The sequence below is a fragment of the Neptunomonas sp. genome (assembly GCF_041601355.1).
GTDB lineage: Bacteria > Pseudomonadota > Gammaproteobacteria > Pseudomonadales > Balneatricaceae > Neptunomonas.
Genome location: NZ_JBFIIH010000020.1, coordinates 13,189 through 39,393, shown reverse-complemented (window position 1 = coordinate 39,393; position 26,205 = coordinate 13,189). Strand labels below are relative to the sequence as shown.

26 protein-coding genes are annotated in these 26,205 nt (G+C 48.1%); 6 read left to right on the top strand and 20 right to left on the bottom strand.

The genetic code is table 11. The annotated features are described in order from the left end of the window. From ABY436_RS05245 to ABY436_RS05190, 12 genes are all read right to left on the bottom strand, one after another. On the bottom strand, nucleotides 1–314 hold a 314-nt coding region (locus tag ABY436_RS05245; protein ID WP_372737969.1), incomplete at its 3' end, for an adenylosuccinate synthetase. Nucleotides 315–350: 36 nt separating this feature from the next. After that, nucleotides 351–1,535 (bottom strand): ATP phosphoribosyltransferase regulatory subunit, encoded by a 1,185-nt coding sequence (locus tag ABY436_RS05240; protein ID WP_372737968.1) that lies wholly within the window; start codon nucleotides 1,533–1,535, stop codon nucleotides 351–353. Between the two features lie 21 nt (nucleotides 1,536–1,556). Then, a complete protein-coding gene (locus tag ABY436_RS05235; protein WP_372737967.1) occupies nucleotides 1,557–1,754 on the bottom strand; it encodes a DUF2065 domain-containing protein in 198 nt (65 codons plus the stop codon). Between the two features lie 118 nt (nucleotides 1,755–1,872). Next, nucleotides 1,873–2,751 (bottom strand): protease modulator HflC, encoded by an 879-nt coding sequence (gene hflC, locus ABY436_RS05230; RefSeq protein WP_372737966.1) that lies wholly within the window; start codon nucleotides 2,749–2,751, stop codon nucleotides 1,873–1,875. Next, entirely contained in the window at nucleotides 2,748–3,950 is a 1,203-nt protein-coding gene (gene hflK / locus ABY436_RS05225) for an FtsH protease activity modulator HflK (RefSeq protein WP_372737965.1), read from the bottom strand. Before hflK ends, hflC begins: the two co-directional genes overlap by 4 nt. Before the next feature lie 51 nt (nucleotides 3,951–4,001). Then, a complete protein-coding gene (gene hflX / locus ABY436_RS05220; RefSeq protein WP_372737964.1) occupies nucleotides 4,002–5,300 on the bottom strand; it encodes a ribosome rescue GTPase HflX in 1,299 nt (432 codons plus the stop codon). Nucleotides 5,301–5,312: 12 nt separating this feature from the next. Beyond that, a complete protein-coding gene (hfq, locus tag ABY436_RS05215) occupies nucleotides 5,313–5,552 on the bottom strand; it encodes an RNA chaperone Hfq (RefSeq protein WP_372737963.1) in 240 nt (79 codons plus the stop codon). A 109-nt stretch (nucleotides 5,553–5,661) separates the two neighbouring features. Next, nucleotides 5,662–6,603 (bottom strand): tRNA (adenosine(37)-N6)-dimethylallyltransferase MiaA, encoded by a 942-nt coding sequence (gene miaA / locus ABY436_RS05210; protein WP_372737962.1) that lies wholly within the window; start codon nucleotides 6,601–6,603, stop codon nucleotides 5,662–5,664. A gap of 3 nt (nucleotides 6,604–6,606) precedes the next feature. Next, nucleotides 6,607–8,442 carry a DNA mismatch repair endonuclease MutL gene (mutL, locus tag ABY436_RS05205; RefSeq protein WP_372737961.1) on the bottom strand — a complete coding sequence of 612 codons (1,836 nt, stop codon included), beginning with the start codon at nucleotides 8,440–8,442 and terminating at the stop codon, nucleotides 6,607–6,609. A 36-nt stretch (nucleotides 8,443–8,478) separates the two neighbouring features. Next, a complete protein-coding gene (locus ABY436_RS05200) occupies nucleotides 8,479–9,822 on the bottom strand; it encodes an N-acetylmuramoyl-L-alanine amidase (RefSeq protein WP_372737960.1) in 1,344 nt (447 codons plus the stop codon). A gap of 31 nt (nucleotides 9,823–9,853) precedes the next feature. Next, nucleotides 9,854–10,345, bottom strand: a complete 492-nt coding sequence (gene tsaE / locus ABY436_RS05195; protein WP_372737959.1) for a tRNA (adenosine(37)-N6)-threonylcarbamoyltransferase complex ATPase subunit type 1 TsaE — start codon at nucleotides 10,343–10,345, stop codon at nucleotides 9,854–9,856. Between the two features lie 5 nt (nucleotides 10,346–10,350). Further along, on the bottom strand, nucleotides 10,351–11,856 hold the full coding sequence (locus tag ABY436_RS05190; RefSeq protein ID WP_372737958.1) for an NAD(P)H-hydrate dehydratase: 1,506 nt from the start codon (nucleotides 11,854–11,856) through the stop codon (nucleotides 10,351–10,353). A 75-nt stretch (nucleotides 11,857–11,931) separates the two neighbouring features. Between ABY436_RS05190 and queG the strand changes: the two genes are divergently transcribed. Beyond that, on the top strand, nucleotides 11,932–13,077 hold the full coding sequence (gene queG, locus ABY436_RS05185; protein ID WP_372737957.1) for a tRNA epoxyqueuosine(34) reductase QueG: 1,146 nt from the start codon (nucleotides 11,932–11,934) through the stop codon (nucleotides 13,075–13,077). An 18-nt stretch (nucleotides 13,078–13,095) separates the two neighbouring features. On the opposite strand, the gene ABY436_RS05180 is transcribed toward queG, so the two are convergent. The 7 genes from ABY436_RS05180 to orn form a co-directional block, all read right to left on the bottom strand. Continuing rightward, the gene (locus ABY436_RS05180; protein WP_372737956.1) at nucleotides 13,096–14,937 is read right to left on the bottom strand and encodes a nitric oxide reductase activation protein NorD; all 1,842 of its coding nucleotides are present in this window, start codon (nucleotides 14,935–14,937) and stop codon (nucleotides 13,096–13,098) included. A 21-nt stretch (nucleotides 14,938–14,958) separates the two neighbouring features. Next, the gene (locus tag ABY436_RS05175; protein ID WP_372737955.1) at nucleotides 14,959–15,777 is read right to left on the bottom strand and encodes a CbbQ/NirQ/NorQ/GpvN family protein; all 819 of its coding nucleotides are present in this window, start codon (nucleotides 15,775–15,777) and stop codon (nucleotides 14,959–14,961) included. 68 nt (nucleotides 15,778–15,845) lie between these two features. Next, complete coding sequence (locus tag ABY436_RS05170; protein WP_372737954.1) at nucleotides 15,846–17,294, bottom strand: cbb3-type cytochrome c oxidase subunit I; 1,449 nt, start codon at nucleotides 17,292–17,294, stop codon at nucleotides 15,846–15,848. Between the two features lie 17 nt (nucleotides 17,295–17,311). After that, nucleotides 17,312–17,746 (bottom strand): cytochrome c, encoded by a 435-nt coding sequence (locus ABY436_RS05165; protein ID WP_372737953.1) that lies wholly within the window; start codon nucleotides 17,744–17,746, stop codon nucleotides 17,312–17,314. A gap of 403 nt (nucleotides 17,747–18,149) precedes the next feature. Continuing rightward, a complete protein-coding gene (locus ABY436_RS05160; RefSeq protein WP_372737952.1) occupies nucleotides 18,150–18,389 on the bottom strand; it encodes a cytochrome C oxidase subunit IV family protein in 240 nt (79 codons plus the stop codon). Next, nucleotides 18,389–18,976: a cytochrome c oxidase subunit 3 family protein gene (locus ABY436_RS05155; RefSeq protein ID WP_372737951.1), complete on the bottom strand. Its 588-nt coding sequence runs from the start codon at nucleotides 18,974–18,976 to the stop codon at nucleotides 18,389–18,391. The genes ABY436_RS05160 and ABY436_RS05155 overlap by 1 nt, the downstream gene beginning before the upstream one ends. A gap of 186 nt (nucleotides 18,977–19,162) precedes the next feature. Then, nucleotides 19,163–19,705: an oligoribonuclease gene (orn, locus tag ABY436_RS05150; protein WP_372737950.1), complete on the bottom strand. Its 543-nt coding sequence runs from the start codon at nucleotides 19,703–19,705 to the stop codon at nucleotides 19,163–19,165. A 107-nt stretch (nucleotides 19,706–19,812) separates the two neighbouring features. On the opposite strand from orn, the gene rsgA reads away from it, so the two are divergent. From rsgA to ABY436_RS05125, 5 genes are all read left to right on the top strand, one after another. Further along, the gene (gene rsgA / locus ABY436_RS05145; RefSeq protein WP_372737949.1) at nucleotides 19,813–20,838 is read left to right on the top strand and encodes a small ribosomal subunit biogenesis GTPase RsgA; all 1,026 of its coding nucleotides are present in this window, start codon (nucleotides 19,813–19,815) and stop codon (nucleotides 20,836–20,838) included. 78 nt (nucleotides 20,839–20,916) lie between these two features. Continuing rightward, complete coding sequence (locus ABY436_RS05140) at nucleotides 20,917–22,575, top strand: HDOD domain-containing protein (protein ID WP_372737948.1); 1,659 nt, start codon at nucleotides 20,917–20,919, stop codon at nucleotides 22,573–22,575. 75 nt (nucleotides 22,576–22,650) lie between these two features. Beyond that, nucleotides 22,651–23,463 carry a sulfurtransferase gene (locus tag ABY436_RS05135; RefSeq protein ID WP_372737947.1) on the top strand — a complete coding sequence of 271 codons (813 nt, stop codon included), beginning with the start codon at nucleotides 22,651–22,653 and terminating at the stop codon, nucleotides 23,461–23,463. A 37-nt stretch (nucleotides 23,464–23,500) separates the two neighbouring features. Next, nucleotides 23,501–24,358 (top strand): archaetidylserine decarboxylase, encoded by an 858-nt coding sequence (asd, locus tag ABY436_RS05130; RefSeq protein WP_372737946.1) that lies wholly within the window; start codon nucleotides 23,501–23,503, stop codon nucleotides 24,356–24,358. A 24-nt stretch (nucleotides 24,359–24,382) separates the two neighbouring features. Beyond that, the gene (locus ABY436_RS05125; protein ID WP_372737945.1) at nucleotides 24,383–25,417 is read left to right on the top strand and encodes a folate-binding protein YgfZ; all 1,035 of its coding nucleotides are present in this window, start codon (nucleotides 24,383–24,385) and stop codon (nucleotides 25,415–25,417) included. A gap of 51 nt (nucleotides 25,418–25,468) precedes the next feature. On the opposite strand, the gene ung is transcribed toward ABY436_RS05125, so the two are convergent. After that, entirely contained in the window at nucleotides 25,469–26,188 is a 720-nt protein-coding gene (gene ung, locus ABY436_RS05120; RefSeq protein WP_372737944.1) for a uracil-DNA glycosylase, read from the bottom strand. Nucleotides 26,189–26,205: the final 17 nt, after the last annotated feature.

Here is a 26,205-nt window from a genome sequence, read left to right as displayed (position 1 = left end):
GGACAAGCAGGACTCAGCTTTAAACGCTCACGCACAGGCACGCCAGCCGCTTCAAGACCGCGCATCTCTTTCAATAAAGCCTCAGGTGACAGCACTACACCGTTACCAATCAGGCACAAAACCTTTTCACGCAAAATACCTGAGGGTATTAAATGCAAAACGGTTTTCTTTCCGTCGATGACCAATGTATGCCCAGCATTGTGTCCGCCTTGAAAACGAACGACTGCTGATACTTGCTCAGTTAGCAAATCGACAATTTTACCCTTGCCTTCATCGCCCCACTGAGTGCCTAAAACAACTACGTTATTGCCCATTGTTGTCTCTAGTTTATTAACGTTAATCGTATGTGATTACAGAGCCGCAAAGACCCACTCGTCACCCTGCTTAACCAGTTTTCGGCTAAAGTTCGACGCATCAGTAACCGTATCACCAGGCAACTGCTGCATAACCCTCATTCCCTGAGAACGTAAATCGGCAATTTTCTGCATCAGAGCAGCATCACTGCCCTCTGGTGCCAAAATACCTGTTGCTATATCCCCATTCTGACCGACAGACAGATCTGCTAATGTTTTCAGATCTGCACTAAATCCCGTTGCCGGGCGCGCACGACCAAAATCTTTACCAATCGCATCATAACGACCACCTTTAGCGATCGCCTGACCGAACACAGGGGTTAGCGCTGAAAAAACGACCCCCGTATGGTAGTTATAACCACGCAACTCACCCAAGTCAAAGTACAAATCCACTGCCGGATATCGCTGCTGGATCATCGAAGCCAATTGCTCCAGATAGGCAACAGCTTCAAGTATCGATAGATGCGCGCCCGCAAACACCTCACGCGCCTCAGCCAATACTTCCAGACCACCATTGAGCGTTGGAAGCACCGCCAGCAGACTGCGCAATTGGGCATCTACATCTATTGAATCCAGAAACTCTGCTAACTCAGGCATCGCTTTTCGCTGCAACAACTCCATATATTGAGCGACCACTGATGCTTCCAGGCCCGCCTCAATCACAAGCCCCTGAAAGATACCCACATGCCCGAGATCCAAACTTAATTCATCGTGCAAGCCTGACGCATACAGCGTCTCCAGCATCAGAGAAATAATTTCAATATCACTCTCTATTCCAGCGTGTCCATATAATTCAGCACCCACCTGCAACGGGTTACGCGATGCCAGCATATTCGCCGAATGCGTATGTAAAACCGACCCGCAATAACAAAGCCTGTTAGCGCCTTTGACATGCATACGATGCGCATCAATTCTGGCAACCTGGGGCGTAATATCCGCTCGAATACCCAAGGTATGACCGGTTAACTGATCAACCAGCTTAAAGGTATTGAGCTCCAGATCCTTACCCACCCCCGTCAGAAGCGATTCGAAATGCTCCATCAATGGCGGCATTACCAGGTCATAACCCCAGCTATCATACAGATCCAGTAACTTACGGCGTAATGCCTCAACCTGACGTGCACCAGATGGCAACATCTCTTTAACACCGTCAGGAAGCAGCCAACGATCAGCCAATGCCATGTATAACTCCAGTAGCTATTTTTAATGAATCAAATAGAGGCCCAGCACGCCCGCAAGCATGCTCAGCAAACCGATAATTCGTAGTGTGCGATCATTAATAGTGGAAAGCTGCTCAACCATTTCTCTCCAACGACCGGGGTACAGGAAGGGTAACACTCCCTCTAAAATCATCACCAGACAGAAAGCTATTGCGATTTCATACCAGAATTCTGACGACATCTGCCACCGACCACCACACTCAACATAAAAAAACCGGGACTAAGCCCGGTTTTACGAATTTTAACATGGAATCACATACAAAGTGCAGTTGATTCCTGCCTAATACTGCAACTTTATACTATTCCTTACCGCCTACAGAGCTTCTCAAGTACTTGAAGAACTCACTATCAGGCTTCAGCAGCATAATATCGCCATTACCTGAGAATGATTCAGTATACGCTCTCAAACTACGCGTAAACGAATAAAACTCAGAGTCTTTAGTGTACGCATCAGCATAAATTGAAGCCGCTTTCGCATCCCCTTCACCACGCAAACCCTCAGATTCACGATAGGCTTCAGCAACCAAAACCGTTTTCTGACGATCAGCGTCAGCACGGATACCTTCAGCCAACTCAAATCCACGCGAACGTAATTCACGTGCTTCCCGCTCACGCTCAGTCCGCATCCTTTCATATACTGAGTTGGATACTTCAGGTGGCAATTCCACACGCTTAACCCGAACATCAATAATACTGATACCCAGCTCATTTGAAGTCACTTCGTTTAGGCGTCGGATAACTTCCGTCATCACGTCATCACGCTCTCCGGAAACAACCTCATTCAACGTGCGCGCACCAAACTGATTACGCAGTTCGTTCTCTACACGAGCAGAGAGCAGATCCGCAGCCCGGAACTCATCACCCGAGGTTGCTGTATAGTAAGTCTCTACGCTGTTAATTTTCCATTTCAAAAAGGCATCAACGATCAAACGCTTTTTCTCAATAGTCAAAAACGCCTGAGGACGACTATCCAGTGTCAGAACACGTCCATCAAACTTACGGATGGTATTAACAAACGGGATCTTAAAGCTCAAACCTGGCTTAATATCCGGTTCAACAATCTCACCAAACTGCAACTTTACTGCACGTTCTGTTTCTTTGACGATATAAACAGATTTAGATGCAATGAGTACAACTATACCTGCCAGGATGACTGAAAATAGCGTTTTACTGCTCATTGTCTACCCTCCCTGCGGGTTGTTGTCTGATTCTGCCTTATCTGATCGACCACTTGACTGGTCACATTCCTTAATGACTGATCATCTAAACGTAAATTACCGGAAGCAGCGGATGACTGACGGCTACCGCTATTCTGGATTAATTTATCCACTGGCAGGTACATCATATTATTACCACCTTCAACATCGACCAGCACCTTCGGATTACTCGCCAATACATCCTGCATCGTATCAAGATAGAGACGCTCGCGCGTTACATCAGGGGCTTTTTGATATTCTGATAACAAAGCAGTGAAACGTCTTGATTCACCTTCTGCCTTCGAAACAACCTGCTCTCGATAAGCACTCGCTTCCTCAAGCATTCGCTGCGCAGTACCACGCGCTTCGGGAACAATACCGTTAGCGTATGTCTGAGCCTGGTTTTTAACCCGCTGCTCATCTTCACGCGCTTTGATTACATCATCAAACGCATCCTGTACCTGACTTGGCGCCTGAGCATTTTTGATATTAACCTGGGTGATTGAAATTCCGGTATTGTAGTCTGTCATATACCTCTGCAGGCGCTCTTTCACCTCAACAGCCAAAATTTCACGACCTTCAGTAAGAATCGAATGCATTTCTGATGAGCCAACTACATGGCGCAGAGCAGACTCTGACGCACTCGCAAGACTGCTATCAGGATCACGAACGCTTAATACATATCCCTTAGGATCTGCAACTACATATTGAGCGGTCACGGAAACATCGACGATATTTTCATCTTCTGTCAGCATTAACGCCTGGTGTTCATGACTACGTACACGAGTCGTATTAACGATCGTCACATCATCGATCAGAGGCGGGTTCCACTGCAGACCCGGGTTAACAGTCTCACTGAATTTACCCAAGCGAAGCACCACGCCACGCTCCTGCTGATCGACGGTATAGAATCCCATACCACCCCACGCAAGGATCGCTACTGCCAGCACTACCAAAATAAAAGCGCCACTGCTGCCGGCAGAAGAACCGCCACCGCCACCGCCACTTTTTTTACCCGAACCGCCGAACAGGTCGTTCAACCGGTCCTGCAATTTGCGAAGCGCTTCATCCAGATCTGGAGGCCCCTGATCTTTGCCACGATTACCTTTACTGTTGCGATCTTCACCGCCACCCCAAGGATCCTGACCATTACCATTGCCGCCAGGCTCGTTCCAAGCCATATAGTTCTCCGTTAGATACCTAAAATTTATTGAATTCAATGTAAAAGCTGCTTAATAGACCTCTTCTACACGGTATTGTTCAGTCGGCATACCCAAACGACTTAAAATCTGCAGTAAGTCTTTCCGCTGCATACGAACCTCAAGATGCATGTCGCCATACTCATCAATCTGCTCACCTAATACCGCATTCTGAGCATACAGATGAGCGCGCAACTGTCCATCTTTCGGCTTCAGAGTGATTGTATCGTGAAACACATCATCCGACAGCCGCTCATTTACAGCATTCAACAGCAGATCGACACCTTCAGCAGTCACGGCTGACAACCACACCCGGACGGGCTCACCTGCACTATTTCGGTCGATACGCGCTTTTTGACCGGGCATCAGATCAATCTTGTTATAAACCTGAAGCACTGGAACCTGATCCGCACCTATCTCCTTCAATACACGCTCAACTTCATCGATATGCCCCTGACGATCATCATCACATGAATCAATTACATGTAACAACAGCGTTGCATCAGTGGTTTCCTGCAATGTGGCACGAAAAGATTCGACCAACTTATGCGGCAAGTGACGAATAAAGCCCACCGTGTCCGCAAGGATTGCCGGACCCGCATCTTCCAACTCGATTTTCCGCAAAGTGGGGTCAAGCGTGGCAAACAACTGATTGGCCACATACACATCAGAATTAGTCATCTTATTGAATAATGACGACTTACCCGCGTTAGTGTAACCCACCAGAGAGATAGTAGGCACAGCCGCCCGCTGCCGGGATCGACGCCCCTGCTCACGCTGCGACTGCACTTTCTCCAGACGAGCCAGAATGGTTTTAACGCGCGCCCTGAGTAGACGCCGGTCAGTTTCAAGCTGACTTTCACCCGGACCACGCAAACCAATCCCACCTTTTTGGCGCTCAAGGTGAGTCCAGCCTCTTATCAGACGTGTCGATGAGTGCTCAAGCTGAGCAAGCTCAACCTGCAACTTACCTTCATGAGTTCGCGCGCGCTGTGCGAATATATCCAATATCAAACCTGTGCGATCCAGTACCCGACATTGAATGACACGCTCAATATTTCTTTCCTGGGCTGGCGTCAATGAATGGTTAAAAATAACCAACTCAGCCTCATGGAGCTGCGTGAGTTGCCTCAACTCTTCCAGCTTGCCCGTACCAATAAAAAATTTTGCCGTAGGCTTGTGACGACTTCCCGTTAATATCTCAACAGGATCAGCTCCGGCAGACAAAGCGAGCTCTTCGAGCTCGCGCGGAGATTCTTGAATAGCCTTAGCAGACATATCCATGTGAACAAGAATGGCTTTTTCACCAGATTCAGGACGTTCAAAAAACAATCAGTTTATACCTCAGTCAGGTTGTGTTTCATCAGGCGGCGGTAGTTTCACCGGACGAGATGGAACAACTGTAGAAATAGCGTGTTTATACACCATCTGGCTTACAGTATTTTTCAGCAAAATCACGAACTGATCAAAAGATTCGATCTGTCCCTGAAGCTTAATACCATTTACCAGGAAAATTGACACGGGAACACGCTCTTTGCGCAGAATGTTCAGATAAGGGTCTTGTAAAGACTGCCCTTTTGACATTGGAAACTCCTTCCAGATGAATACTTCATTATAATGTTAGGTCATTAATACCAGACTGGATCTTAAGTACCTATTTTGTGCACAGCACCAAAATCGTACAACCACAGCATTATATAATGGCTGCGTCGAACAATTTCAAGCTGTGTTTAAGAATATCTTTATCTTCAGTCACCAACCAGTGCAAGTTTTCCCAACTTCGCAGCCAGGTAATTTGTCTTTTTGCTAATTGGCGTGTTGCCACAATACCCTTATCCAGCATCGTCGGATAGTCCCACTCACCCTCCAGATAAGACCAGACCTGGCGGTAACCGACACAGCGTACGGATGGCATTTGTGGATTCAAGTCGCCTCTTTCATACAAGGTACGCACTTCATCGACAAACCCCGCTTCCAGCATTAACTTAAAACGCAGCGCTATACGCTCATGCAACGTTTTACGTTCTTCAGGCATTATGGCCAGGTTAACCACATTATACGGCAGTTTTTGCTGCTGCTGCTCTGCCCACAACTCGGTCAGCGTCCGGCCAGTAAGTTGATACACCTCTAATGCTCGTTGCAAGCGCTGCGAGTCGTTAGGCGCCAACCGTTTTGCCGAAGCGGGATCAACTTTTGCCAAAAGTGCATGTAATGCAGGCCAACCTTCGCGCTCACCTTTTTCTAATAGCTGCTGCCTTACTTCCTGGTTCGCTTCAGGCAAGGAGGCCAACCCCTTCAGCAATGCGTTGTAATACATCATGGTGCCGCCGACTAACAACGGAACACGGCCTTTTGAGGTGATTTCCGCCATTTCCCGTAATGCATCCTCTCTGAATTCAGCGACTGAATAGCTCTCGGATGGATCGCGAATATCGATTAAGCGGTGAGGATAATTTTTCAACGTTTGAGCATCCGGCTTGGCCGTACCAATATCCATCCCTTTATAGATCAAGGCTGAATCCACACTGATAATATCGCAAGGCAACGCTTCCGTCAGGCGCATCGCCAGATCAGTTTTCCCTGCAGCCGTGGGCCCCATTAGAAAAATAGCCGGCGGCAGATGCTTATCTGTCATCAACTACTGCCCCCTCATAAACAGCTTGTCTAACTCAGTCAGACTCAGTTGCGTCCAGGTAGGACGACCATGATTACACTGACCACTACGCTCCGTTGCTTCCATATCACGTAACAACCCATTCATTTCAGGAATTGTCAGTTGTCGATTGGCTCTCACCGCACCATGACAGGCCATCGTTGCCAGCAACTCATTCATATGCTCTTCCAGGCGACGACTGCTGCCGAACATCAACATATCGGACAGCACATCGCGCAATAACTGCTCGACATTTGCTTTCGCCAGCGTCACAGGAATCTGACGAATAACAACCGTTTCCTCCCCCATACGCGCCAACTCAAAGCCGAGCTTTTTAAACATGCCATCGAACTCTTCAGCCGCGTCAGCCTCTCTGGCACTCAACGCTACGCTCACTGGCACCAGCAGGGGCTGACTGCGTACACCTTCTGTTTCGCACGCTTGTTTGAGTCGCTCGTAAACAATTCGTTCATGCGCAGCATGCATATCCACCAGCACCATTCCTTCCCGATTTTGTGCCACGATGTAAATACCATGCAGTTGCGCCGTCGCATAACCCAACGGCGGAATCTCTGACGCATCCACAGCAGGCGCTTGAGACAGACTACCCCGCCCCGAATAGCCATCAGAAGAGGATGAGGGGGATGAATACGATCGGTTCTGATGCAACTGCCCATAAGAGGCAAGCTGTTCATTGACACCCGACACCTCGCGCGACTGATGCAATGGCATGTAATGTTGGTTGAATTGCTGTTCGACAGGTGCCGCTGCAGAGGCCAACTCTTGCAGCGCCGGCACACTAGCCGCATCCGGGCGCACATCACCGATTACCCGATGTATTGAGCGAAATATAAAATCATGTACCAAACGGCCTTCCCGAAAGCGCACCTCATGTTTAGTCGGATGCACATTCACATCGACTAATGAAGGATCCAATTCAAGATACAATACATAGGCAGGATGCCGGCCATGAAAAAGCACATCCGCGTACGCCTGACGTACCGCATGTGTCACCAGCTTGTCACGAATCATGCGCCCATTCACAAAGAAATATTGCAAATCTGCCTGACTTCGGGAGAAAGTCGGCAAACCGATCCATCCCTTCAGACTTAAACCGGAGGCTTCGGCATTCATATCAACATGCAAAGATTGTTCAACAAACGCGGGACCACAAACGGCAGCAACGCGTCGCTCTTGCTCGGCTTTTTGCAAAGCGGGTTTTAATTGATGAATGATGCGGCCGTTATTTTTTAATTGAAAAGCAACATCAAAACGGCTCAACGCCAGCCGCTTCACAATCTCTTCGAGGTGCTTAAATTCAGTATTCTCAGTTTTTAGAAATTTACGTCTGGCAGGCGTATTAAAAAAAAGATCCCGCATCTCAACCGTTGTGCCTTGAGGGTGCGCCGCCGGCGATAATTGCGCCGACATTTCCCGACCTTCTGTTTGTACCTGCCAGGCATGTTCACTGGCAAGCCGCCTTGATGTCAGCGTCAAACGAGATACTGAGCTGATACTTGCCAACGCTTCACCGCGAAAGCCGAGACTGGCTACCGCTTCCAGGTCTTCAAGCTCATGGATTTTCGAAGTTGCATGGCGACTCAGCGCAAGAGGCAGATCATCCTTTTCGATACCATCTCCATCGTCCCGAATGCGAATCAATTTTATGCCCGCCTGCTCCACGTCTATTTCAAGACGGGTAGCGCCCGCATCCAAACTGTTTTCAAGCAGTTCTTTAACAACAGAAGCAGGACGTTCAACCACCTCTCCGGCTGCAATCTGGTTAGCCAATCGAGGAGATAACAGATGAATTTGTGACATGAAAACTCTATAAAGCCATATAAAAACAGGAAAATATTAACTGGTAGGGATACGTAAAACCTGGCCAATACGGATTTTATCGCCCTTAAGGTCATTGGTTTTTCGCAATACGTTCAATGCAATCCCATGACGTGAAGCAATAACCGAGAGTGTATCACCACTGACGACCTGATAGTGACGTTGAACTGATTGTTTGTCGCCACCATTTTTTTCATAAGCTACATATGTATAGGCCGGAGGCTTATTCCAAAAATGTGATTTAATGCCCTCATAAATAGCCTTAGCCATTTTTTGCTGATAAGCCTTGGTTTTCAGCAATCTCGCTTCTTCAGGATTAGAGATAAAGCCTGTCTCCACTAATATGGAGGGAATATCGGGTGATTTCAACACCATAAAGCCTGCACTTTCGACGCGCGACTTATGCATTTTAGCGAATTTATTAACATTACCATGAATTTTACTGGCTATTTGCAAGCTATCCGAGCGACTGGCGGTCATAGACATATCCAACAACACGCCCGCCAGTACATCGTCCTTATCTTCCAGGCTAACGCTGCCCACTCCGCCGATCAAATCAGCACTGTTTTCTTTTTGTGCCAGCCAACGACCCACCTCACTGGTGGCCCCCCTGTTAGACAGCACCCAAACCGACGCACCCCGCGCTCTGGAATCTTTAAACGCATCGGCATGAATAGAAACAAAAAGATCGGCGTTTATCTTGCGGGCTTCTTTCGTTCTGCCACGCAGACTGATGTAATAATCTCCCTTGCGAACCAGTTCCGATTTAAAACCTTTTTCGTTGTTGATTAATCGGTCCACTTCTTTGGCAATCCCTAAAACGACATCTTTTTCACGTACTCGCCCGGCGCCAATTGCACCCGGATCCTCACCACCATGCCCGGCATCAATCGCAATGACGATATCCCGCAACTGTGCGCCTTTACGTTCAGGAGTGGCTGTTTTAACGACGGTTTCTTTTTCAGGATTAAACAGATCAAGCACCAGTCGGTGCCCGTATTGCTCATTGGGTTTAAGGTCAAAACTTCTTGGCCGGATCGTTTGACTCAAATCCAGCACAACACGCAAATTATTTCCATTCATACTGGTACGTACTTGCTTAATCGGGCTCCCTTTGAGATTCAGCTTTGATAACCGCGTTTTCAGAGCAACATCATTGATATCCAAAACCAGACGATCAGGGTTATTCAGTGAAAATATTTTATGCGTTACCGGGCCATTTAAATCAAATACAAGACGCGTATTATCCGGAGCAAGCCACATACGCACATTTTTAATATCAGCCGCTGACACGTGACCAGCAACCAACAAATAAGCGATGGTCAAAATACACCCTGTGAACTTTCTCAGATTCTTCATCATGTTAAGTTTGTCGTATAATCTCTTTATTCAGTTATTGTAACAAAAGCTGCTTGTTGAGGTTATCGGCAGCAACACGTCCTTTTTGAGTATAAGCTTCCCAGATAATAGCCCGCCCCTGTGCCTGCACCTCCAGCGTCACCAGCAAATCTGCTTCAGGCAACAGGCCTTCCCCTTTATCCGGCCACTCAACCAGGCACAAACTGGTATCACCAAAGTAGTCCCGAATTCCCATATACTCCAGTTCTTCAGGATCCATCAATCGATACAGATCAAAATGATAGATGGTGCCACCTTCCTGCTCATAAGGCTCTACCAGGGTATATGTCGGACTTTTCACATTCCCCTGATGCCCGGCCGCACGGATAACACCGCGACAGAGGGTTGTTTTACCCATTCCCAAGTCACCAACAAGGTAAACCACGCCCTGATGCTGCATGGCTAGCAGCAACTGCGCACCGAAGTATTCCATCGCCGCTTCATCTTCAGCAAAGTGGCGTTGTTGTATTTTCGTCAACTGCTGCATTGTAGTTATATTTTTCCGTTTAGAATCAATCTAACATAAGGTATAAGCTCTGTCGCTTTCAAGCCCCGCTCCCCGTTTTCTGCTGCACAAAGATCCGCAGCCGCAGAATGAGCATAGACACCCACACGCGCCGCATCAACCGGACTCAGTTTTTGCGCCAACAAAGCGCCTATAATACCGGATAATACATCTCCCATCCCTCCCGATGCCATACCAGGATTACCCGCATTGCATAAATGCATCACATCACCGTCGGTAATCAATGTACCTGCGCCCTTCAATACCACTGTGCCTCCGCTGGCTGCCTGTAACTCAGTGGCACTCATAATTCGATTTCTTTGTAATAACGGCACCTCGGTTTTTAATAAGCGCGCCGCTTCACCCGGGTGAGGTGTTAATATCCAGTTTTTTCGGGATAGCTGCTGAAACTTCTCTTTTTCCCCCAACATATTGAGTCCATCCGCATCGATAACGACTGGCAGACGGGTCTCCCAGACAGCCTGCAGCATCTGTTCTGCCCATGCTTTTTTCCCTAACCCAGGTCCAAACACAATAACATCGGCCTGTTCGATCAAGGCAAGTAACTCATGACCTGATTCGACACCCTGCACCATCACTTCAGGACAACGCATTAATGCGGCGCTAATGTGCTCCGTACGGGTAGCCAGCGTCACTTTTCCTGCACCTGAGGACAAAGCGGCTTCTGCCGCCATAATCGCAGCGCCTCCCATACCATGATCGCCACCTATCACTAACAGATGACCAAAGCTTCCTTTATGCGAGGCGCGGGAACGTTTCGGCAGGCATTCGGCAACATCGTCTGCCCCCAGACGAAAGGCACTCACCGAAACCTGCTCATAGACTGACTCAGGAATGTGCAAACTATCAAAGATTAACTCACCGACATTTTCCACAGCCTGATGCATAAACAATCCCTGTTTCAACCCGATGAAGGTAACCGTTACATCGGCCTTAACCGCACACCCCAATACCCGCCCCGTGTCCGCACACAAGCCAGAGGGAATATCCACTGAGATGACTGGGCGGGTACGCTGATTTATCATTTTAACAGCCTGCTGAAAGCCACCGCGCACATCACCGGTTAACCCCGTCCCCAGCAAAGCATCGACAATAACGTCACCCGTTATCGGCTCATCCGGCTGAAACTGCTGAAACCGGACGCCTTCGCCACTGGCCCATAACCATGCCTCCCGCGCTTCACCACGCAAGCGCCCGGCAAACTCATCATCCCCGACATAACGCGCTTGTACTTCATAGCCTTTCTGGCGCGCCAACGCGGCGACAATAAAACCATCGCCGCCGTTATTACCCCCACCACAGAGCACACTCAGGGTTTTCATCTGCGGCCAACGCTTTTGAATTTCAGCAAAAACGGCGCGCCCTGCACGCTTCATTAAGGTAAAGCCGGGAATACCGGCTTCTTCAATCGCCGTTTTATCCAGTAAACGAGTTTGCTCAGCTGTGTATAATGTACCGGGTAGCTCTTTCATAACCTTACGCTTCCAAACACTTGGTGACTCTTTTCATTATAGTTGAAGCAATAGCTTAACAGGCAAGTATTGATCGTGACTGATTCTGTTTTATCCACATCGGCTCAACTAACCAAGCCAGCTCGCCAAGAGCTGTCTTCTGAAAAACTAGCTGCATTAGCCAAACAAGTCCATCTTTGGGCAGCCGAGGCGGGATTCCAGGAATGCGGCATTGTTAATCCCGACCTTGAAGAGGACACTGCACGCTTACAGTCCTGGCTGGACAAACAACATCACGGAGAGATGAGCTACCTGGCCGCTAATGCCGATAAACGCCGCGATCCCTACTTATTAGTCCCCGGAAGCTGCCGTATCATCAGTGTCCGCATGGACTATACACCACCGGCATTTTCTGCTCTAAAAGTGCTTAACTCCCCGAAAAAAGCATATATTGCACGCTATACGCTGGGCCGGGACTATCACAAAACGATGCGCAAACGCCTGACACAGTTAGGCAAGCGTATCGCAGAAGCCGTAGGCGAAATGGGCTACCGGGCCTTTGTCGACAGCGCCCCTGTGATGGAACGCCCTATTGCACAACAAGCCGGCATTGGCTGGACGGGAAAACATACCCTCATTCTGAACCGGCATGCAGGCTCATGGTTTTTTCTGGGTGAACTATTTATCGATCTACCATTGCCCACAGACCCTCCCACTGAGAAACAACATTGTGGTTCCTGTACTGCCTGCCTTGATATCTGCCCAACGAAGGCCTTTAGCGGCCCTTATGAGTTAAATGCGACACGATGTATTTCTTATTTAACCATCGAGAAAAAAGGTGCCATTCCAGAAGAGTTGCGCCCCCTGATGGGAAATCGAATTTTCGGCTGTGATGATTGCCAACTCGTATGTCCGTGGAATCGCTTTGCTAAACACACCGCAGAAACAGACTTTCATCCACGCCACCAGCTGGATGATGTCTCTTTAATTGATCTGTTTAACTGGGATGAAGCCACATTTTTAAAACGTACCGAAGGCTCGGCGATACGCCGTACCGGCTACCAGGGTTGGCTGCGAAATATAGCAGTAGCGCTAGGCAACAGCAGCGGCGGAAATGAAATTATTGCAGCCTTAGAAACCAAGCGCCCACACTGCTCAGAAATGGTCATTGAACACATTGATTGGGCGATCAGCAGACTAACAGAGGGTACAACCCTGCTATCACCGATTCAGCTTAAATAACGTTATTGTTTCTCTTTTTCAAGAGGTTAAACGTGCATACAACTGCGGCAATTTAGCCGGCAGTTCAGCCGCCCGTCGAATCAGGGTGTAATGTCCCCGACCAAATAAGTAAGGCAAATAGTCTTCAGCTTCTTCATCGATAGTAATACAGAAAGGGATTAAGCCGGCTTTACGCGCTTCAATAATGGCCATGCGAGTATCTTCTATACCGTAGCGTCCTTCGTAATAATCCAGATCATTTGGCTTACCATCGGTCAGAATCAACAACAACTTCTGCTTTTGCGGCTGCAGAGTCAGCAGCTCCGTAGAACGCCGAATCGCCGCCCCCATGCGTGTGTAATAACCCGGCTTTATCGCTTCAATCTGCTGCCTGACCTGGCGACTATAAGCTTGATTAAAACTTTTCAGAAGATGAAAACGTACGTGATTACGGTAACGCGAGGAGAAACCACAAATGGAGAACTGGTCACCGGTTTGCTGTAATGCTTCACTAAACAGATACAAGCTATCGCGGATAATATCAATCACCCGCGCCTGATCACCCACCCAGGCATCGGTAGATAAGGACAGATCAGCCAATAGCAAACACGCCAGATCACGCTCTTTTTTCTCTAAGGCAGAATACAAACGCGGTTCTTCCACTTGCTGGCCTGCTGCGCGCTGTCCACGAAACTTAAGATAAGCCTCAAGATCCAGTTCACTGCCCTCTTCCTGATGTTTAACCCAGGTCGATTGAGGCCTTAATGCTAAAAACTGGCGGCGCAACCGCCGCGCTGCGGGTTTAAGTCTGTCGGGCAGTTCGCCGGAATCAGTGACCGCGGCTTTAATCGTCAGCAGGCTACAATGGTCTTTTACTAACACCTGATTTCTGAAATCCCACTCAGGTAGCAAGTGCCCCGTTGCCAGGATCACTTCCTCCTCTTGGGCAGAGGGCAAGTCCAGATCAAACCTGACACGTTTAGCCGTGATATTATTGTCCCGCGTAATGGTGAGTTCATCCATCTCATTGGCATTATTCTCGGCATCCTGCAGATCATCATCCTCATCTTCAGCACGATCAAGATTGGCCATCTCCGCCACACTGAACAGACTGGTTTCGTGACGTAAGGTTAACAAGCCGCCCTGGTTACTCTCAGCCTTCTTACGTTTTGCTTTACGCTTTTTCTGTTGCTCTGACTGCTTAGTTTCACCCTGAGACGACGGTTCTTGCTGGCTGGCAGACTGGCACACTTCATTGGCAACAGCGCTTTGAGGGGGGGTTGGGTGTAGCCACAATAGCACCGGTAACGGATCACGCTGACACTTACTGAGCTGCCCGATAGTTCCCGGCGAATAGAGTGCCTGCTGAATATCACACTCCTGAGCGCCTTCCTCTGAATTCAGCCGCTTCGGATCAGGACGAAAGCCAATCGCAGCCGTCACCAAACGGTGATAACGATCTACCAGTCCAGGATAACGCTGTAAAATAAAAAGCACTTGCTGCTGACTACGCTCAATCCAGCTCAGGTCATCGTATGCCGGCGCTGTCGCCATCGCGGCCAACCAATAGTACAGCTCACGATTAAGCTCAGCATTGGGAAATAGATTAATACGATCAGGCAGGTGCAGCGTCTCGGCACTTCGCCACGCTAGCGAAATACGCTTACCGCTGCCCGCCATACGCTGCAGCCAGTTACGTCGCAACGAAGACTCAGTCTGAATGGAAGCACGAATACTTAAGCCACCGTCACCACCTAAGGTGCGGAAAAATACAGACAAAGGCTTACGTACGCTTTCCAGCGTAACAGCTTCATGCTCCCAGGCAGGATCAGCCATGCGGCTAATCAACCGATCCCAATATTTACCTACCTGTTCTTCCATCGGGCGACCTCAAATAGCAGTTTAAAAGTTAGCTTTGACAACTTCCATCAACGCCAAAATGGTATCTTCATCATCGGTCAACGACTCCACCAGGCCTGCCCGACAGGCTTCAACAGGATCAAATCCAGCTTTCATTAAGGTTGCGGTATAGACCAGCAAACGCGTGCTTGCGCCCTCCTCCAGATCCATATCTTTCAAGCCGCGCAAACCAATCGCTAAATGGATAAGTCGTTTCGCATTGGCAGAATCCAGCCCCGTTTCCGTTTCTATCACGCGCTGCTCTTCTTCGGGCTTCAAATAAGTGAAGCTCATCGAAATAAAACGCTGCCGGGTACTGGGCTTAAGCCCTTTCATTAAGTTCTGATAGCCAGGATTATAAGAAACCACCAACATAAAATTCTTCGGTGCATGCAGCAATTCATTGGTTCGATCTATCGGCAGAATACGACGATCATCGGTCAAAGGATGGATGACTACCGTGGTATCTTTACGTGCTTCCACTACTTCATCCAGATAACAGATTCCGCCTTCACGAACAGCCCGGGTTAATGGGCCATCATGCCATTGCGTCATCCCATCACCGATCAGGTAACGGCCCACCAAATCAGAAGCGGTCAGGTCGTCATGACAAGAAACCGTATGCAATGGCAGCCCTAAACGTTGAGCCATGTGACTGATAAAGCGCGTTTTACCACAGCCTGTCGGCCCTTTAATCAAAACCGGTAACTGGTTCTCATAGGCATGTGTAAACAGCTCTACTTCGTTGTGTTGAGGCAGATAAAAAGGCACAGTTTTATTACCAACAGCAAGATTCAACTCAACTGTGTTAGCAGTAAACATAAGAAGCTCCGTAAGTGTTAACAAAAGAGAAGCGCTTTGCTTTGTTAAGCCAAAGCGCCAGATGAGCTTTACGCCCGAGCGGTTTCCAGAAGACTTTCTTCACGCACTTTTGTGCTTACTTTTGCCAATACTTTTGCATTATCACGTGCAGCGTCTGCATCGGTTCCGATGAAGAAACTCCATAGATAGACACCTAAACCACCCAGGAAGAATACCCCGGCGACCTCACGCATCCAGAAGAAAATTGCCATTTTATCCTGCACAAGCATAAAGGGCAGTGGCGTGTCGGTATAGCGTTGCAGCCAAACCTGAACAACACCGGCAGCCGTCAGGAACAAGGTGATAAACACCATAGATACCGTCATCAACCAAAAGCCCCACATCTCAGCGACCTGAGCCTTATTGCTGTTTGCAATACGACCACGCATCAGCGGCATTGCGTAAGAGATGATGCACATGACAACCATCGCATAAGCCCCATAGAAAGCCATGTGACCATGAGCAGCAGTCAACTGCGTACCGTGGGTATAGTAGTTAATCGGTGCCAGTGTATGCAGGAAGCCCCACACGCCAGCGCCAAGGAATGCCATCACACCTGTACCCATCGCCCAAAGAATTGCAGCTTTGTTAGGATGCTCACGACGGCGCTTGTTCACCATGTTGAAAGCAAACAGTGTCATCATAAAGAATGGAATCGGTTCCATCGCAGAGAACACAGAACCCAACCACTGCCAGTATTCAGGTGCACCAATCCAGAAGTAATGATGTCCTGTACCGAGAATACCGGTAATCAGTGCCATCGCGACGATCATGTACAACCATTTTTCGATCACTTCACGGTCAACACCGGTCACTTTAATCAAGACGAAAGCTAACAGCGAACCGAGAATCAATTCCCAAACACCTTCTACCCATAGATGGACAACCCACCACCAGTAGAACTTGTCACGTACCAAATTTTCCGGATTGTAGAAAGAGAACAGAAACATCACTGCCAGGCCAATTAAGCCGATCATCAGGATAGTACTGATAACCGTTTTACGGCCACGCAGTACCGTCATGCCTACGTTGAATACAAAGCCCAGCGCCACAATCACGATGCCGATTTTAGTTAATAAGGGTTGCTCAAGAAACTCTCGTCCCATCGTGGGCAAAATATCATTCCCGGTCATCTCAGCCAGGCGTGCATAAGGCACCAGCAGATAGCCAAGAATAGTTAATACACCTGCAACCAAAAAGACCCAGAAAAGCACGATCGCCAGTTTGGGGCTCCACAGCTCGGTTTCTGATTCTTCGGGAATCAGGAAGTACGCCGCTCCCATAAAACCAAACAACAACCAAACGATCAGCAAGTTGGTATGTACCATACGTGCAACGTTAAACGGGATCGCTGGAAACAAAAAATCTCCGACGACGTACTGTAAACCCATAATCAGACCGAATAGGATCTGACCGACAAAGAGCCCCAGCGCTGCGATAAAATATAATCGTGCAACCTTTTGAGATTCATACTTCATATTGATGCTCCTTTGCCTCATCCCTGAATATTTGGTGGCCAGTTACTGGTGTTAATCTCTGAAGTCCATTTCAGGAATTCAGCCACCGCTTCCAGCTCTTGATCAGATAGATTGAACTGCGGCATACTGCGGCGTCCCTCAATACCATCCACAGGACGGTATTTAATGAAAGCCATAATCGCTTCTTTACTACCACCAAAGCGCGTATAAACATTACCCAGCTCCGGCGCAAAATAAGCGCCCTCACCCAGCAAAGAGTGACAACCGACACAGTTATTTTCTTCCCAGACTTTTTTGCCCAGAACCACCTGTTCGGTAATGTTTTCACGGTGATCCCGTTCGGGAAGCACCTTTTCGGTGTGGTAGGTCAAGCCAAGAAACACCAATATGAAGAACAGACTTCCTCCATAGAAAATATTTCTCGCCATAGCTTTGGTGAACGTTTCATTCATAAAAAGCTCCGTAACCCTACAAAGGGCCAGATTGCACAATTAAAATTAAGGTGTGGCTATTATGAAAAGTTGTGGGCAGGAAACAATTGACCAATATCAAGTGAAACTAAAAAATATATTAAAAATACATTTTATTAATTAAGGCGCTGCATATTCTCCTTCTATTTGCCGCTTATCCTAAAGGGGGGGTTATCACTGCCAGTGAGGGACGATGCTATAGATACCCTCCCGGATAGACTTCGATCAAGCCTCTGGGGTATCTATCGGATCTGATTTTATCCGGAAGCGATTGGGCCTGTCATCGGCTTTGCTGATATTACCCGAGCGATAAAGCAATCGGGCCTTCAGGGACGGCATCTTTAACAATCGAGTGCCGGTTTCAGCTGCTTTACTGACTATCTTGTTATAACAACAAAAGCGCTATTAAAAGGACCAGCACGGGGGAATACAGCATCAGTCCACGTTGGATCAGATGTTTCACACCGGCTAATTCCATGAAGCCAGCGACAATCAGCAAACCCTTTAACGCGGATATCGACAGCACTAACATGACAATTTCAGAACCAGGCCGCTCCTCGCCCAACATAAACATGGTTAAGGTCAGAATAATTAATACAAGCCAAATCGTAACAGGATGTTTCATCAATGAATCACATAAATAAGCGGAAAAAGAATAACCCAGACAAGATCAACCATATGCCAGTAGCAGGCCCCACTTTCCAAACCGCTGATCTGCGAGGGAAGATAACAACCACGCCATAATCTGACTGACATAAACCCTAAAATCACTATCCCTAAAACAACATGAAGTAAGTGAAATCCGGTTAACAGAAAGTAGCCTGTATAAAAGTGATTAGTATCAAGGTCAAAACCCTGCCGCACTAATTGCTGGTATTCCCATAGTTTTACGACGATATAAATACAACCCACAGGAATACTCAGCAGCAACCAGCCGAATGCAGCAGATTTGTTCTGGCGCACCGCATTAACCGCCTGCGCCACACATGCACTTGAGGTGAGCAGCGCGAGCGTATTAATCAAACCCGCCAGCGGGTGTAATGTTTGCTGGCCGGCGAGAAAAGTCACGGAGTCGCTGCTACGTAAATAACTGAATAACAAAAACAACAAAGCGAACACCGACAGTTCGGCAATAATGAAAATCCACATTGCCAGGTCACCCGGCAATTTGCGGGTGGGGTAGGTAGCAGAAGAGGTGTTAGATGTGTCCATATTTAAATAAGAAAAGGCACAGTTACCTGTCGGCACTGCTCCCTGTCAACTCTCGCGAGCCAATCTCTGGCTAGTTAATAATGAAAAGGTTTATTGCCGGGTAGCAGTAAACTCTGCTGCTGTATTGCCAAATGCGCAGTTTATACCTAAGTGATACATGATGAAACGAGCATTTGAGTGATCCGGTTACTCTTTAAAAAAGGTAGCGCGATAGTGCTGCAACTCCGCAATGGAATCGCGGATATCATCCATGGCAAGATGTGAACCTTTCTTCGTGAAGTTGTTTAACAGCTCCGGCTTCCAGCGTCTCGCCAACTCTTTTATCGTGCTGACATCCAGGTTGCGATAATGAAAATAGCTTTCCAGTTCAGTCATATAGCGATTCAGAAAACGTCGATCCTGACCAATACTGTTACCACATATGGGCGAAGCGCCTTTATCAACATACTTAGCCAAAAACTCAATCGTCTGTTGTTCCGCTTCGCGCTCAGTAATGATACTTTCACGTACCCGCTGAGTCAGGCCAGACTGACCATGTTGCTTAACACACCACTCATTCATGCTCTTCATCACCGCTTCAGGCTGATGAATAACCAGTGAAGGACCTTCCGCCAAAATGTTCAGGTTAGCATCCGTCACGATCGTTGCTATCTCGATAATATAATCATTATCAGGATCAAGACCGGTCATTTCCAGATCGATCCAGATGAGATTATCTTTACGCGACATATATATTCCTCTTAATTAAATAGATAGCACTCTATAATGTTTCACAATTCAGAATACCTTACCACGAAGCACGACTAGTCGGTGAGATGACCAGGTAGTTATTTTTAATGTCAAAACGTAAAGTTAATCGTCGCCAGGCATGGCGCATAGAAAAAGTACAACAAGAGCGTGCAGACCGTGCAGCACGCAAAGACAACAAGGTAGAACAACAGTTAGAAGGTGGTGACCTGGGGCCGGAAGAGGAAGGGCTTATCATCTCCCACTTTGGCAAGCAGGTTGACGTTGAGGCGCTTGATGGCGAGAAAGCCGGCCAGATATTTCGCTGCCACCTGCGCACTCACTTAGGCCAACTGGTTACCGGCGATCGGGTTGTCTGGCGGGCAGGCTTAGAGCACGGTGTTGTTGTCGCCGCCCTCCCTCGTAGCAGCGAGTTGATTCGCCCGACTAACCACGGCGAACTCAAACCCGTGGCTGCCAATATTGATCGCCTGATCATCACTTTTGCCGTTGAACCAACCCCCTACGCCAATTTGATTGACCGCTATCTGGTCGCCGCGGAACTGAGCGGTATAGAACCCGTGCTGTTGTTAAACAAATCTGATTTGATCACCCCTGATAATCAACAAGAAATTGAAGATCTGCTAGAGCGATACCGCAAAATTGGCTATCGGGTCCTGATGGCTTCGACGACTCTTGAAGAGGGGTTAAACCCACTCCTGGAAGAGTTAAACGGAAAAATCAGTGTATTTGTGGGTCAATCGGGGGTCGGCAAGTCATCTTTAATTAATGTATTACTGCCGGGTGTCGACATAAAGGTAGGAGAACTTTCTGAGCAATCACGGAAGGGAAAACATACCACGACAACAGCACGTTTATTCCATTTTCCTAAAGGCGGTGACTTGATCGACTCACCGGGCATCCGCGAATTTGCGCTATGGCACATTAAACCCGAAAAACTCCTGGATGGATTTATCGAGTTCCGCCCTTTTATTGGCCATTGCAAATTCAGGGACTGCAAACATGACCAGGAGCCGGGATGCGCTATACTGGGTGCTATCGAGAACGGCAAGGTGAGCGCAAGCCGAATGGAAAGCTACCAACGTATTTTAAACTCCCTGCTTGAGCAGGGTTAAGCGATAGTGACTATAGTAGTTGCGTAGCGGCAGTTCCATAACAACAGCTACATAAGCCTATTATTTAAGAGAGTATTAATGGACGAGCAGGCACACATTCAGGAAACCGAAGAAGAAAAGATTCTATATGGCGCAGAGGCCTGGATCGACTTTTTAAAGGACAAGCCCTTCCCTGTGCGTGCCAGCAGCCTTAAACGCCTGAAAATACTGCTCAGTAAAGATTCTACAATGATCAGCCATCTGACAGCGCTGGTTCGCACTGATCCGGTTCTATGTCTGCATGTTGTCAGAGCCGCCGAGAACAAACTTGCACAAAAAGGCTCTCACGTTAGCAGTATTGAGCATGCCGTTTCATCATTAGGCATCGACCCTCTGATACAGCTCTGTAAAACATTACAGCCAATCAAGCTTAACCCCTCCAGCGTGCAACAAAAGCAATATCTTCGCATGGTAGCGAACAGCCATCACGCCGCTGTTCAGGCTCGTACCTGGCAACAGATGAAACGCCTACCCTTTAGCGAAGAGGTTTACCTCGCGTCTCTCTTTTATAGCATTGGTTTATGGGCATTATGGCTGAATGCTCCGTTACATATGCATCAGGTTCGCATAAAAATATGGGAAGAAGATATTGATCCGACGCTTGCCGAGCATGATGTGCTGGGCTGCACCATGCAGCAGATTTCCATGGGGCTTTCTGAAGCATGGGGCTTTTCTGAACTTACTATCCAGGCTCAGGATCCCGATACATCCCCGTCAAAAGGACTGCTCGCTAAGCTGCATCAGCGGGCACTAAGCGATCCGCGTTTAAGCGAAGAAGAACTGCGCGACCTTAATCACCTGACACAAGAGCGCCACTTTCCTATCAAGCTTGCAAACTGGTTATCACTGATCGTCAGTCGTGGCTGGCGCACATCGCGCAACATCAAAACAACCGACATCATCAGTGACTATCTGGGACTGGATACCAACCAAACATTGGCGCTATTACATAAGCTATGCGCAGATTCATCCAGGGAATATCATGCTCCCGGCACACTGGCGCCCGCGGCTGAAATGCTCATGATCCCATCGTCATATCCCAACAATTATAAACTAGGCAACCGCGAGCTGGAGTTACTGAGCACTAAATACCCCTTACCTGAAAAACCCAAGCCTAAAAAACCTGCACGTAAAACTCAGCCCCAAAAAGCAGCAACTCACGCTGAAACACTCGTTCACACAGCTGAAACACTATTGGATGAAGCCATCTATAAGCAGGTTGTTGAACGCTTTCTTAAAGGCTATCACCTCTATACAAAGCCAGCTCACATTCTGCAGGGGTTGGTGCAAGGGCTTAGCAAAGGCATAGGTTTGCAGCGAATTACCCTTAATCTTGTGAATACAAAAAGCCATAAAATGAAAACCGCACAGGTCGTTGGTATTGAAAAAGACCATCCTTTTGCCAGTTACGAAATAGATTTACAGATTCCGAGCCTTTTTAAAAAGCTCTGTGATAAACCCGCATGCATCTGGATCACAGCTGAAAACAGAAAAAAATACAGTAAACTCATACCCGACGCTTATAGTGATTTACTGCCAGAGAATGATTCGCTGCTAATGTCGATTTTCCGCGATCACGGAGCTGTAGCCATCATCTATGCCGATGCCGGGGAAAATGCCCTGCCGCTAACCGCATTTCATCAACAGCGCTTTCGCTACCTCTGCTCTGCGGCAACATTGGCACTCAAACAGATATGAAAATAATCTTTACAGATTGAGCCTTGATCGACAAATCGTTATGATCGGTCTCCGGCATTCATGCGAGAGACACACATGCTTCTCCCTTTGGTTATCGATTCAGCTCAATTACATTCCGTTATAAAAAATCCACATCTGATTATCATTGATCTTTCTGCTGCCGATCACTATCGGCAAGAGCATATTCCCGGTGCCATCTGGGCAGATGCCGGCCGCTTGCAAAATGGCGCCGCTCCTGTTCCCAACAAGATCGCGGATGACCGACAACTTTCTCAGTTGTTTTCTGAGTGCGGTATCACTGAAAACAGTCATGTCGTTGTATATGATGACCAAAACGGTCCGCTGGCAGGACGTTTTATCTGGAGTATGCATTGCGCAGGCCTGAGAAACGCATCGTTTCTTAACGGCCATTTACCAGCCTGGGCTGCCGCGGGTTATCCACTTGAAGCAACGTTTAACCAGGCAGCACCTTCTGCAATCAATGTATCCACGACCTCCGACCTGATTGCTGATAAAGACTATCTCATGGCCCATATGGGTCAGGATGACATCTCGATTTGGGATGCGCGTTCTCATGATGAGTTTATCGGCGCAAGAGTCGTTAATGCCATAAAAGGCGGCCATATTCCTGGCGCACACTGGTTGGAATGGACTGATTCCTTCGTACAGCTGAATCCCCCTTTACTGGCCTCTCCAGATCAGTTAATGGAACGGATCATCAAAGCCGGCATCGAACCAGATAAAACGGTTATCACCCACTGCCAGACACATCGTCGCTCAGGGCTCACCTATATCGCAGCACTGCATGCAGGCCTTAGTGATGTAAAATGCTATGACGGCTCATGGTTTGAATGGGGCAACCTGCCAGATACACCGGTCGAAATCTGATCTTTGACACATTATTGTTACCTTTTAGGAGTTTTTGGTGAAGCAAAAATTATTTATTCTCTTCCAGCACATCGTCCCACAACACCTTCTGTCCCGCCTGGCAGGTCGCCTTGCCGATTGCACCAACCCATGGGTAAAAAATCGTTTTATCAGTTGGTTTGCTAAAAAATACCAGGTAAACATGGCAGAAGCCTTAGTCGAAGAGCCCACGGACTACTCCTCTTTCAATGCGTTTTTCACGCGTGAACTGAAGCCGGGTATCAGACAAATAAACCCGGAGCCTGATGCACTCGTTTCACCCGCCGACGGTGCTATCAGCCAAATAGGCGCGATTCAACATGGCCGTATTTTTCAGGCTAAAGGCCGAGGCTACGGCCTGACAACCCTGCTGGGCGGTTACGAAGAGCTCGCCAACCCCTTTAAAAATGGTTTTTTTACCACCATATATCTATCGCCAAGAGATTATCATCGGGTTCACATGCCAATAAAAGGCACGCTTCGTGAGACAGTCTATGTGCCGGGCGATCTGTTTTCAGTTAACCGGACAACCGCTGAAAACGTAGATCAGTTGTTTGCACGTAATGAGCGACTGGTTGCCATTTTTGATACCGAAGCAGGCCCAATGGCAATGATTTTGGTCGGTGCGATGATTGTTGCGGGTATCGAAACGGTATGGGGCGGCCAGGTCGCACCTATGCTGAGACAACCGCTTCGAACACCCTACCTGCCTGAACCCACCACACCGATAGTGCTGGAAAAAGGAGAAGAGATGGGACGCTTCAAACTGGGCTCAACCGTGATTTTATTATTTGGCCCTGATGCCATTGAGTGGGTAGGGACATTTAAGGCAGAATCGCCTGTAAAATTGGGCGAAAAACTGGCCACACAGCGATAGCGAACCCTATTAAACAGGATATGAATGATGAGCCAATGGACAACACTACTACAGACCTATCAGGTTACGCTGTCTGAACAGGAGGACGAGATTATCTCGGTACCTGAACATGATAGCCAGACACGCATCGTCCCCCTGCTTCACAACCGGGTCATCAGCATCATCGGCCCTGAAGCAGAAAAATTTCTTCAAGGCCAGCTCAGCTGTGATATGCGCGACACCAGCCAGCTGGGCAGCCGTTTAGGCGCCCACTGCAACATCAAAGGTGGCATGCTGGCGCTTTATCGTGCCATCGCCGTTGAGGGTGGTTTTTGGCTACGCACGCATCAGGATATTCTTCAAGGCGGGCTTAACAATCTGAAAAAGTACATCATGTTCTCTAAAGCAGAGGCAGAGGACATAAGTGACCAAGTAGTAGGCTTCGGACTCATGGGTCCCGGTGCCGGCACTCTGGTTGAAAAACTATTTGATAAGCTGCCATCGGAAACCGACAGAGCGATTCATGCCGGAAAAAAAGTAGCCGTCAAAGTACCGGGTGACCGCTATGAACTATGGCTGCCAGCCTGCGAAGCTGCGGAGGCACTAGAACAGCTGATCCGCTTAGCTCCACTGGGAACCACTCAGGCATGGGTTCTTGAAGAGATAAAAGCAGGCATTCCTGATTTGCGCAGCGCAACACTCGAAGCGTTCATCCCACAGATGACCAATCTTCAGGCACTGAAAGGCGTCAGTTTTAACAAAGGCTGCTACACGGGTCAGGAGATAGTCACACGCCTGCAACACCGCGGCAAACTCACTAAGCCGATGTATCTGGCACAGATAAAGACTGCCACCCTGCCGCAGCCGGGCGATCAGTTATATTCCGCTGATAAAGATAATGTAGGGCAGGTTGTTATCGCGGCACACAGCGGCGAACAAGAAGTAACGCTTCTCGCGGTGATCAACAAATCACAGGCAGATGAGAGCAGCATTCATATTGAAAGCTCACAAGGCCCACAGCTTGAATTACTTCCCCTTCCCTATGAACTTGATCCCGAACTGTTTACCAGCAAACGCTAACCGTTGTAATTAATAGCGTTAATTGTAACAGAGTCGCATTCTGCGGCTCTGTTATGACCACAAATCACCTTGTACAACCTCCCCTTTAACACTCTCACTTTCCGGCAGCTGCCAGTTAATCGGTTGCTTTGCATGCTGCAGCAAATACTGATTGGCCTGACTAAAATGACGACAACCAAAAAAACCGCGATGTGCGGCAAGCGGGGACGGATGTGGCGCTTTTAATACAAGGTGGCGGGTTTGGTCAATCATGGCTCCTTTTTTTTGCGCATAACTTCCCCAAAGCAGAAACACCACATGCTCGCACTCTCGATTGACGACTTCGATCACTTTATCGGTAAACTGCTCCCAGCCTTTTCCCTGGTGAGACGCCGCACTGGAATCCTGCACCGTCAGTACGGCATTAAGCAGTAAAACACCCTGCTGCGCCCAGCTTTCAAGACAACCATGCTCAGCACGCGGGATAGCTAAATCGGACTCTAATTCTTTGTATATATTCACTAAAGAAGGTGGCGTTTTAACACCCGGCTTCACGGAAAAGCACAAGCCATGCGCCTGCCCGGGCTGATGGTAAGGATCCTGACCGATGATCACCACTTTAACCTGATCCAAAGCGGTCACTTGTAATGCATGAAACCAACTTGCTTCAGGTGGGAAAATCACTTTATGCCGCTTTTTTTCTTGCTGTAAAAAAGCCAGTAGCGATTGCATGTACGGCGCTTTAATTTCATCTTCTAAATAGGGCTGCCAACTTTTTGCACGCTCTAACATATAATTAGCCTCATTTT

Excerpts from the sequence above, each read along its gene's own strand:
- hflK (WP_372737965.1), bottom strand. The coding sequence starts at position 3,950 with ATGGCTTGGAACGAGCCTGGCGGCAATGGTAATGGTCAGGATCCTTGG.
- ABY436_RS05170 (WP_372737954.1), bottom strand. The coding sequence starts at position 17,294 with ATGAAGTATGAATCTCAAAAGGTTGCACGATTATATTTTATCGCAGCG.
- ABY436_RS05175 (WP_372737955.1), bottom strand. The coding sequence starts at position 15,777 with ATGTTTACTGCTAACACAGTTGAGTTGAATCTTGCTGTTGGTAATAAA.
- ABY436_RS05125 (WP_372737945.1), top strand. The coding sequence starts at position 24,383 with ATGATGAGCCAATGGACAACACTACTACAGACCTATCAGGTTACGCTG.
- ABY436_RS05200 (WP_372737960.1), bottom strand. The coding sequence starts at position 9,822 with ATGATGAAGAATCTGAGAAAGTTCACAGGGTGTATTTTGACCATCGCT.
- tsaE (WP_372737959.1), bottom strand. The coding sequence starts at position 10,345 with ATGCAGCAGTTGACGAAAATACAACAACGCCACTTTGCTGAAGATGAA.
- ung (WP_372737944.1), bottom strand. The coding sequence starts at position 26,188 with ATGTTAGAGCGTGCAAAAAGTTGGCAGCCCTATTTAGAAGATGAAATT.
- ABY436_RS05235 (WP_372737967.1), bottom strand. The coding sequence starts at position 1,754 with ATGTCGTCAGAATTCTGGTATGAAATCGCAATAGCTTTCTGTCTGGTG.
- hflC (WP_372737966.1), bottom strand. The coding sequence starts at position 2,751 with ATGAGCAGTAAAACGCTATTTTCAGTCATCCTGGCAGGTATAGTTGTA.
- rsgA (WP_372737949.1), top strand. The coding sequence starts at position 19,813 with ATGTCAAAACGTAAAGTTAATCGTCGCCAGGCATGGCGCATAGAAAAA.
- miaA (WP_372737962.1), bottom strand. The coding sequence starts at position 6,603 with ATGACAGATAAGCATCTGCCGCCGGCTATTTTTCTAATGGGGCCCACG.
- ABY436_RS05165 (WP_372737953.1), bottom strand. The coding sequence starts at position 17,746 with ATGAATGAAACGTTCACCAAAGCTATGGCGAGAAATATTTTCTATGGA.
- ABY436_RS05135 (WP_372737947.1), top strand. The coding sequence starts at position 22,651 with ATGCTTCTCCCTTTGGTTATCGATTCAGCTCAATTACATTCCGTTATA.
- ABY436_RS05155 (WP_372737951.1), bottom strand. The coding sequence starts at position 18,976 with ATGGACACATCTAACACCTCTTCTGCTACCTACCCCACCCGCAAATTG.
- ABY436_RS05140 (WP_372737948.1), top strand. The coding sequence starts at position 20,917 with ATGGACGAGCAGGCACACATTCAGGAAACCGAAGAAGAAAAGATTCTA.
- ABY436_RS05160 (WP_372737952.1), bottom strand. The coding sequence starts at position 18,389 with ATGAAACATCCTGTTACGATTTGGCTTGTATTAATTATTCTGACCTTA.
- ABY436_RS05240 (WP_372737968.1), bottom strand. The coding sequence starts at position 1,535 with ATGGCATTGGCTGATCGTTGGCTGCTTCCTGACGGTGTTAAAGAGATG.
- orn (WP_372737950.1), bottom strand. The coding sequence starts at position 19,705 with ATGTCGCGTAAAGATAATCTCATCTGGATCGATCTGGAAATGACCGGT.
- ABY436_RS05190 (WP_372737958.1), bottom strand. The coding sequence starts at position 11,856 with ATGAAAGAGCTACCCGGTACATTATACACAGCTGAGCAAACTCGTTTA.
- mutL (WP_372737961.1), bottom strand. The coding sequence starts at position 8,442 with ATGTCACAAATTCATCTGTTATCTCCTCGATTGGCTAACCAGATTGCA.
- hfq (WP_372737963.1), bottom strand. The coding sequence starts at position 5,552 with ATGTCAAAAGGGCAGTCTTTACAAGACCCTTATCTGAACATTCTGCGC.
- ABY436_RS05180 (WP_372737956.1), bottom strand. The coding sequence starts at position 14,937 with ATGGAAGAACAGGTAGGTAAATATTGGGATCGGTTGATTAGCCGCATG.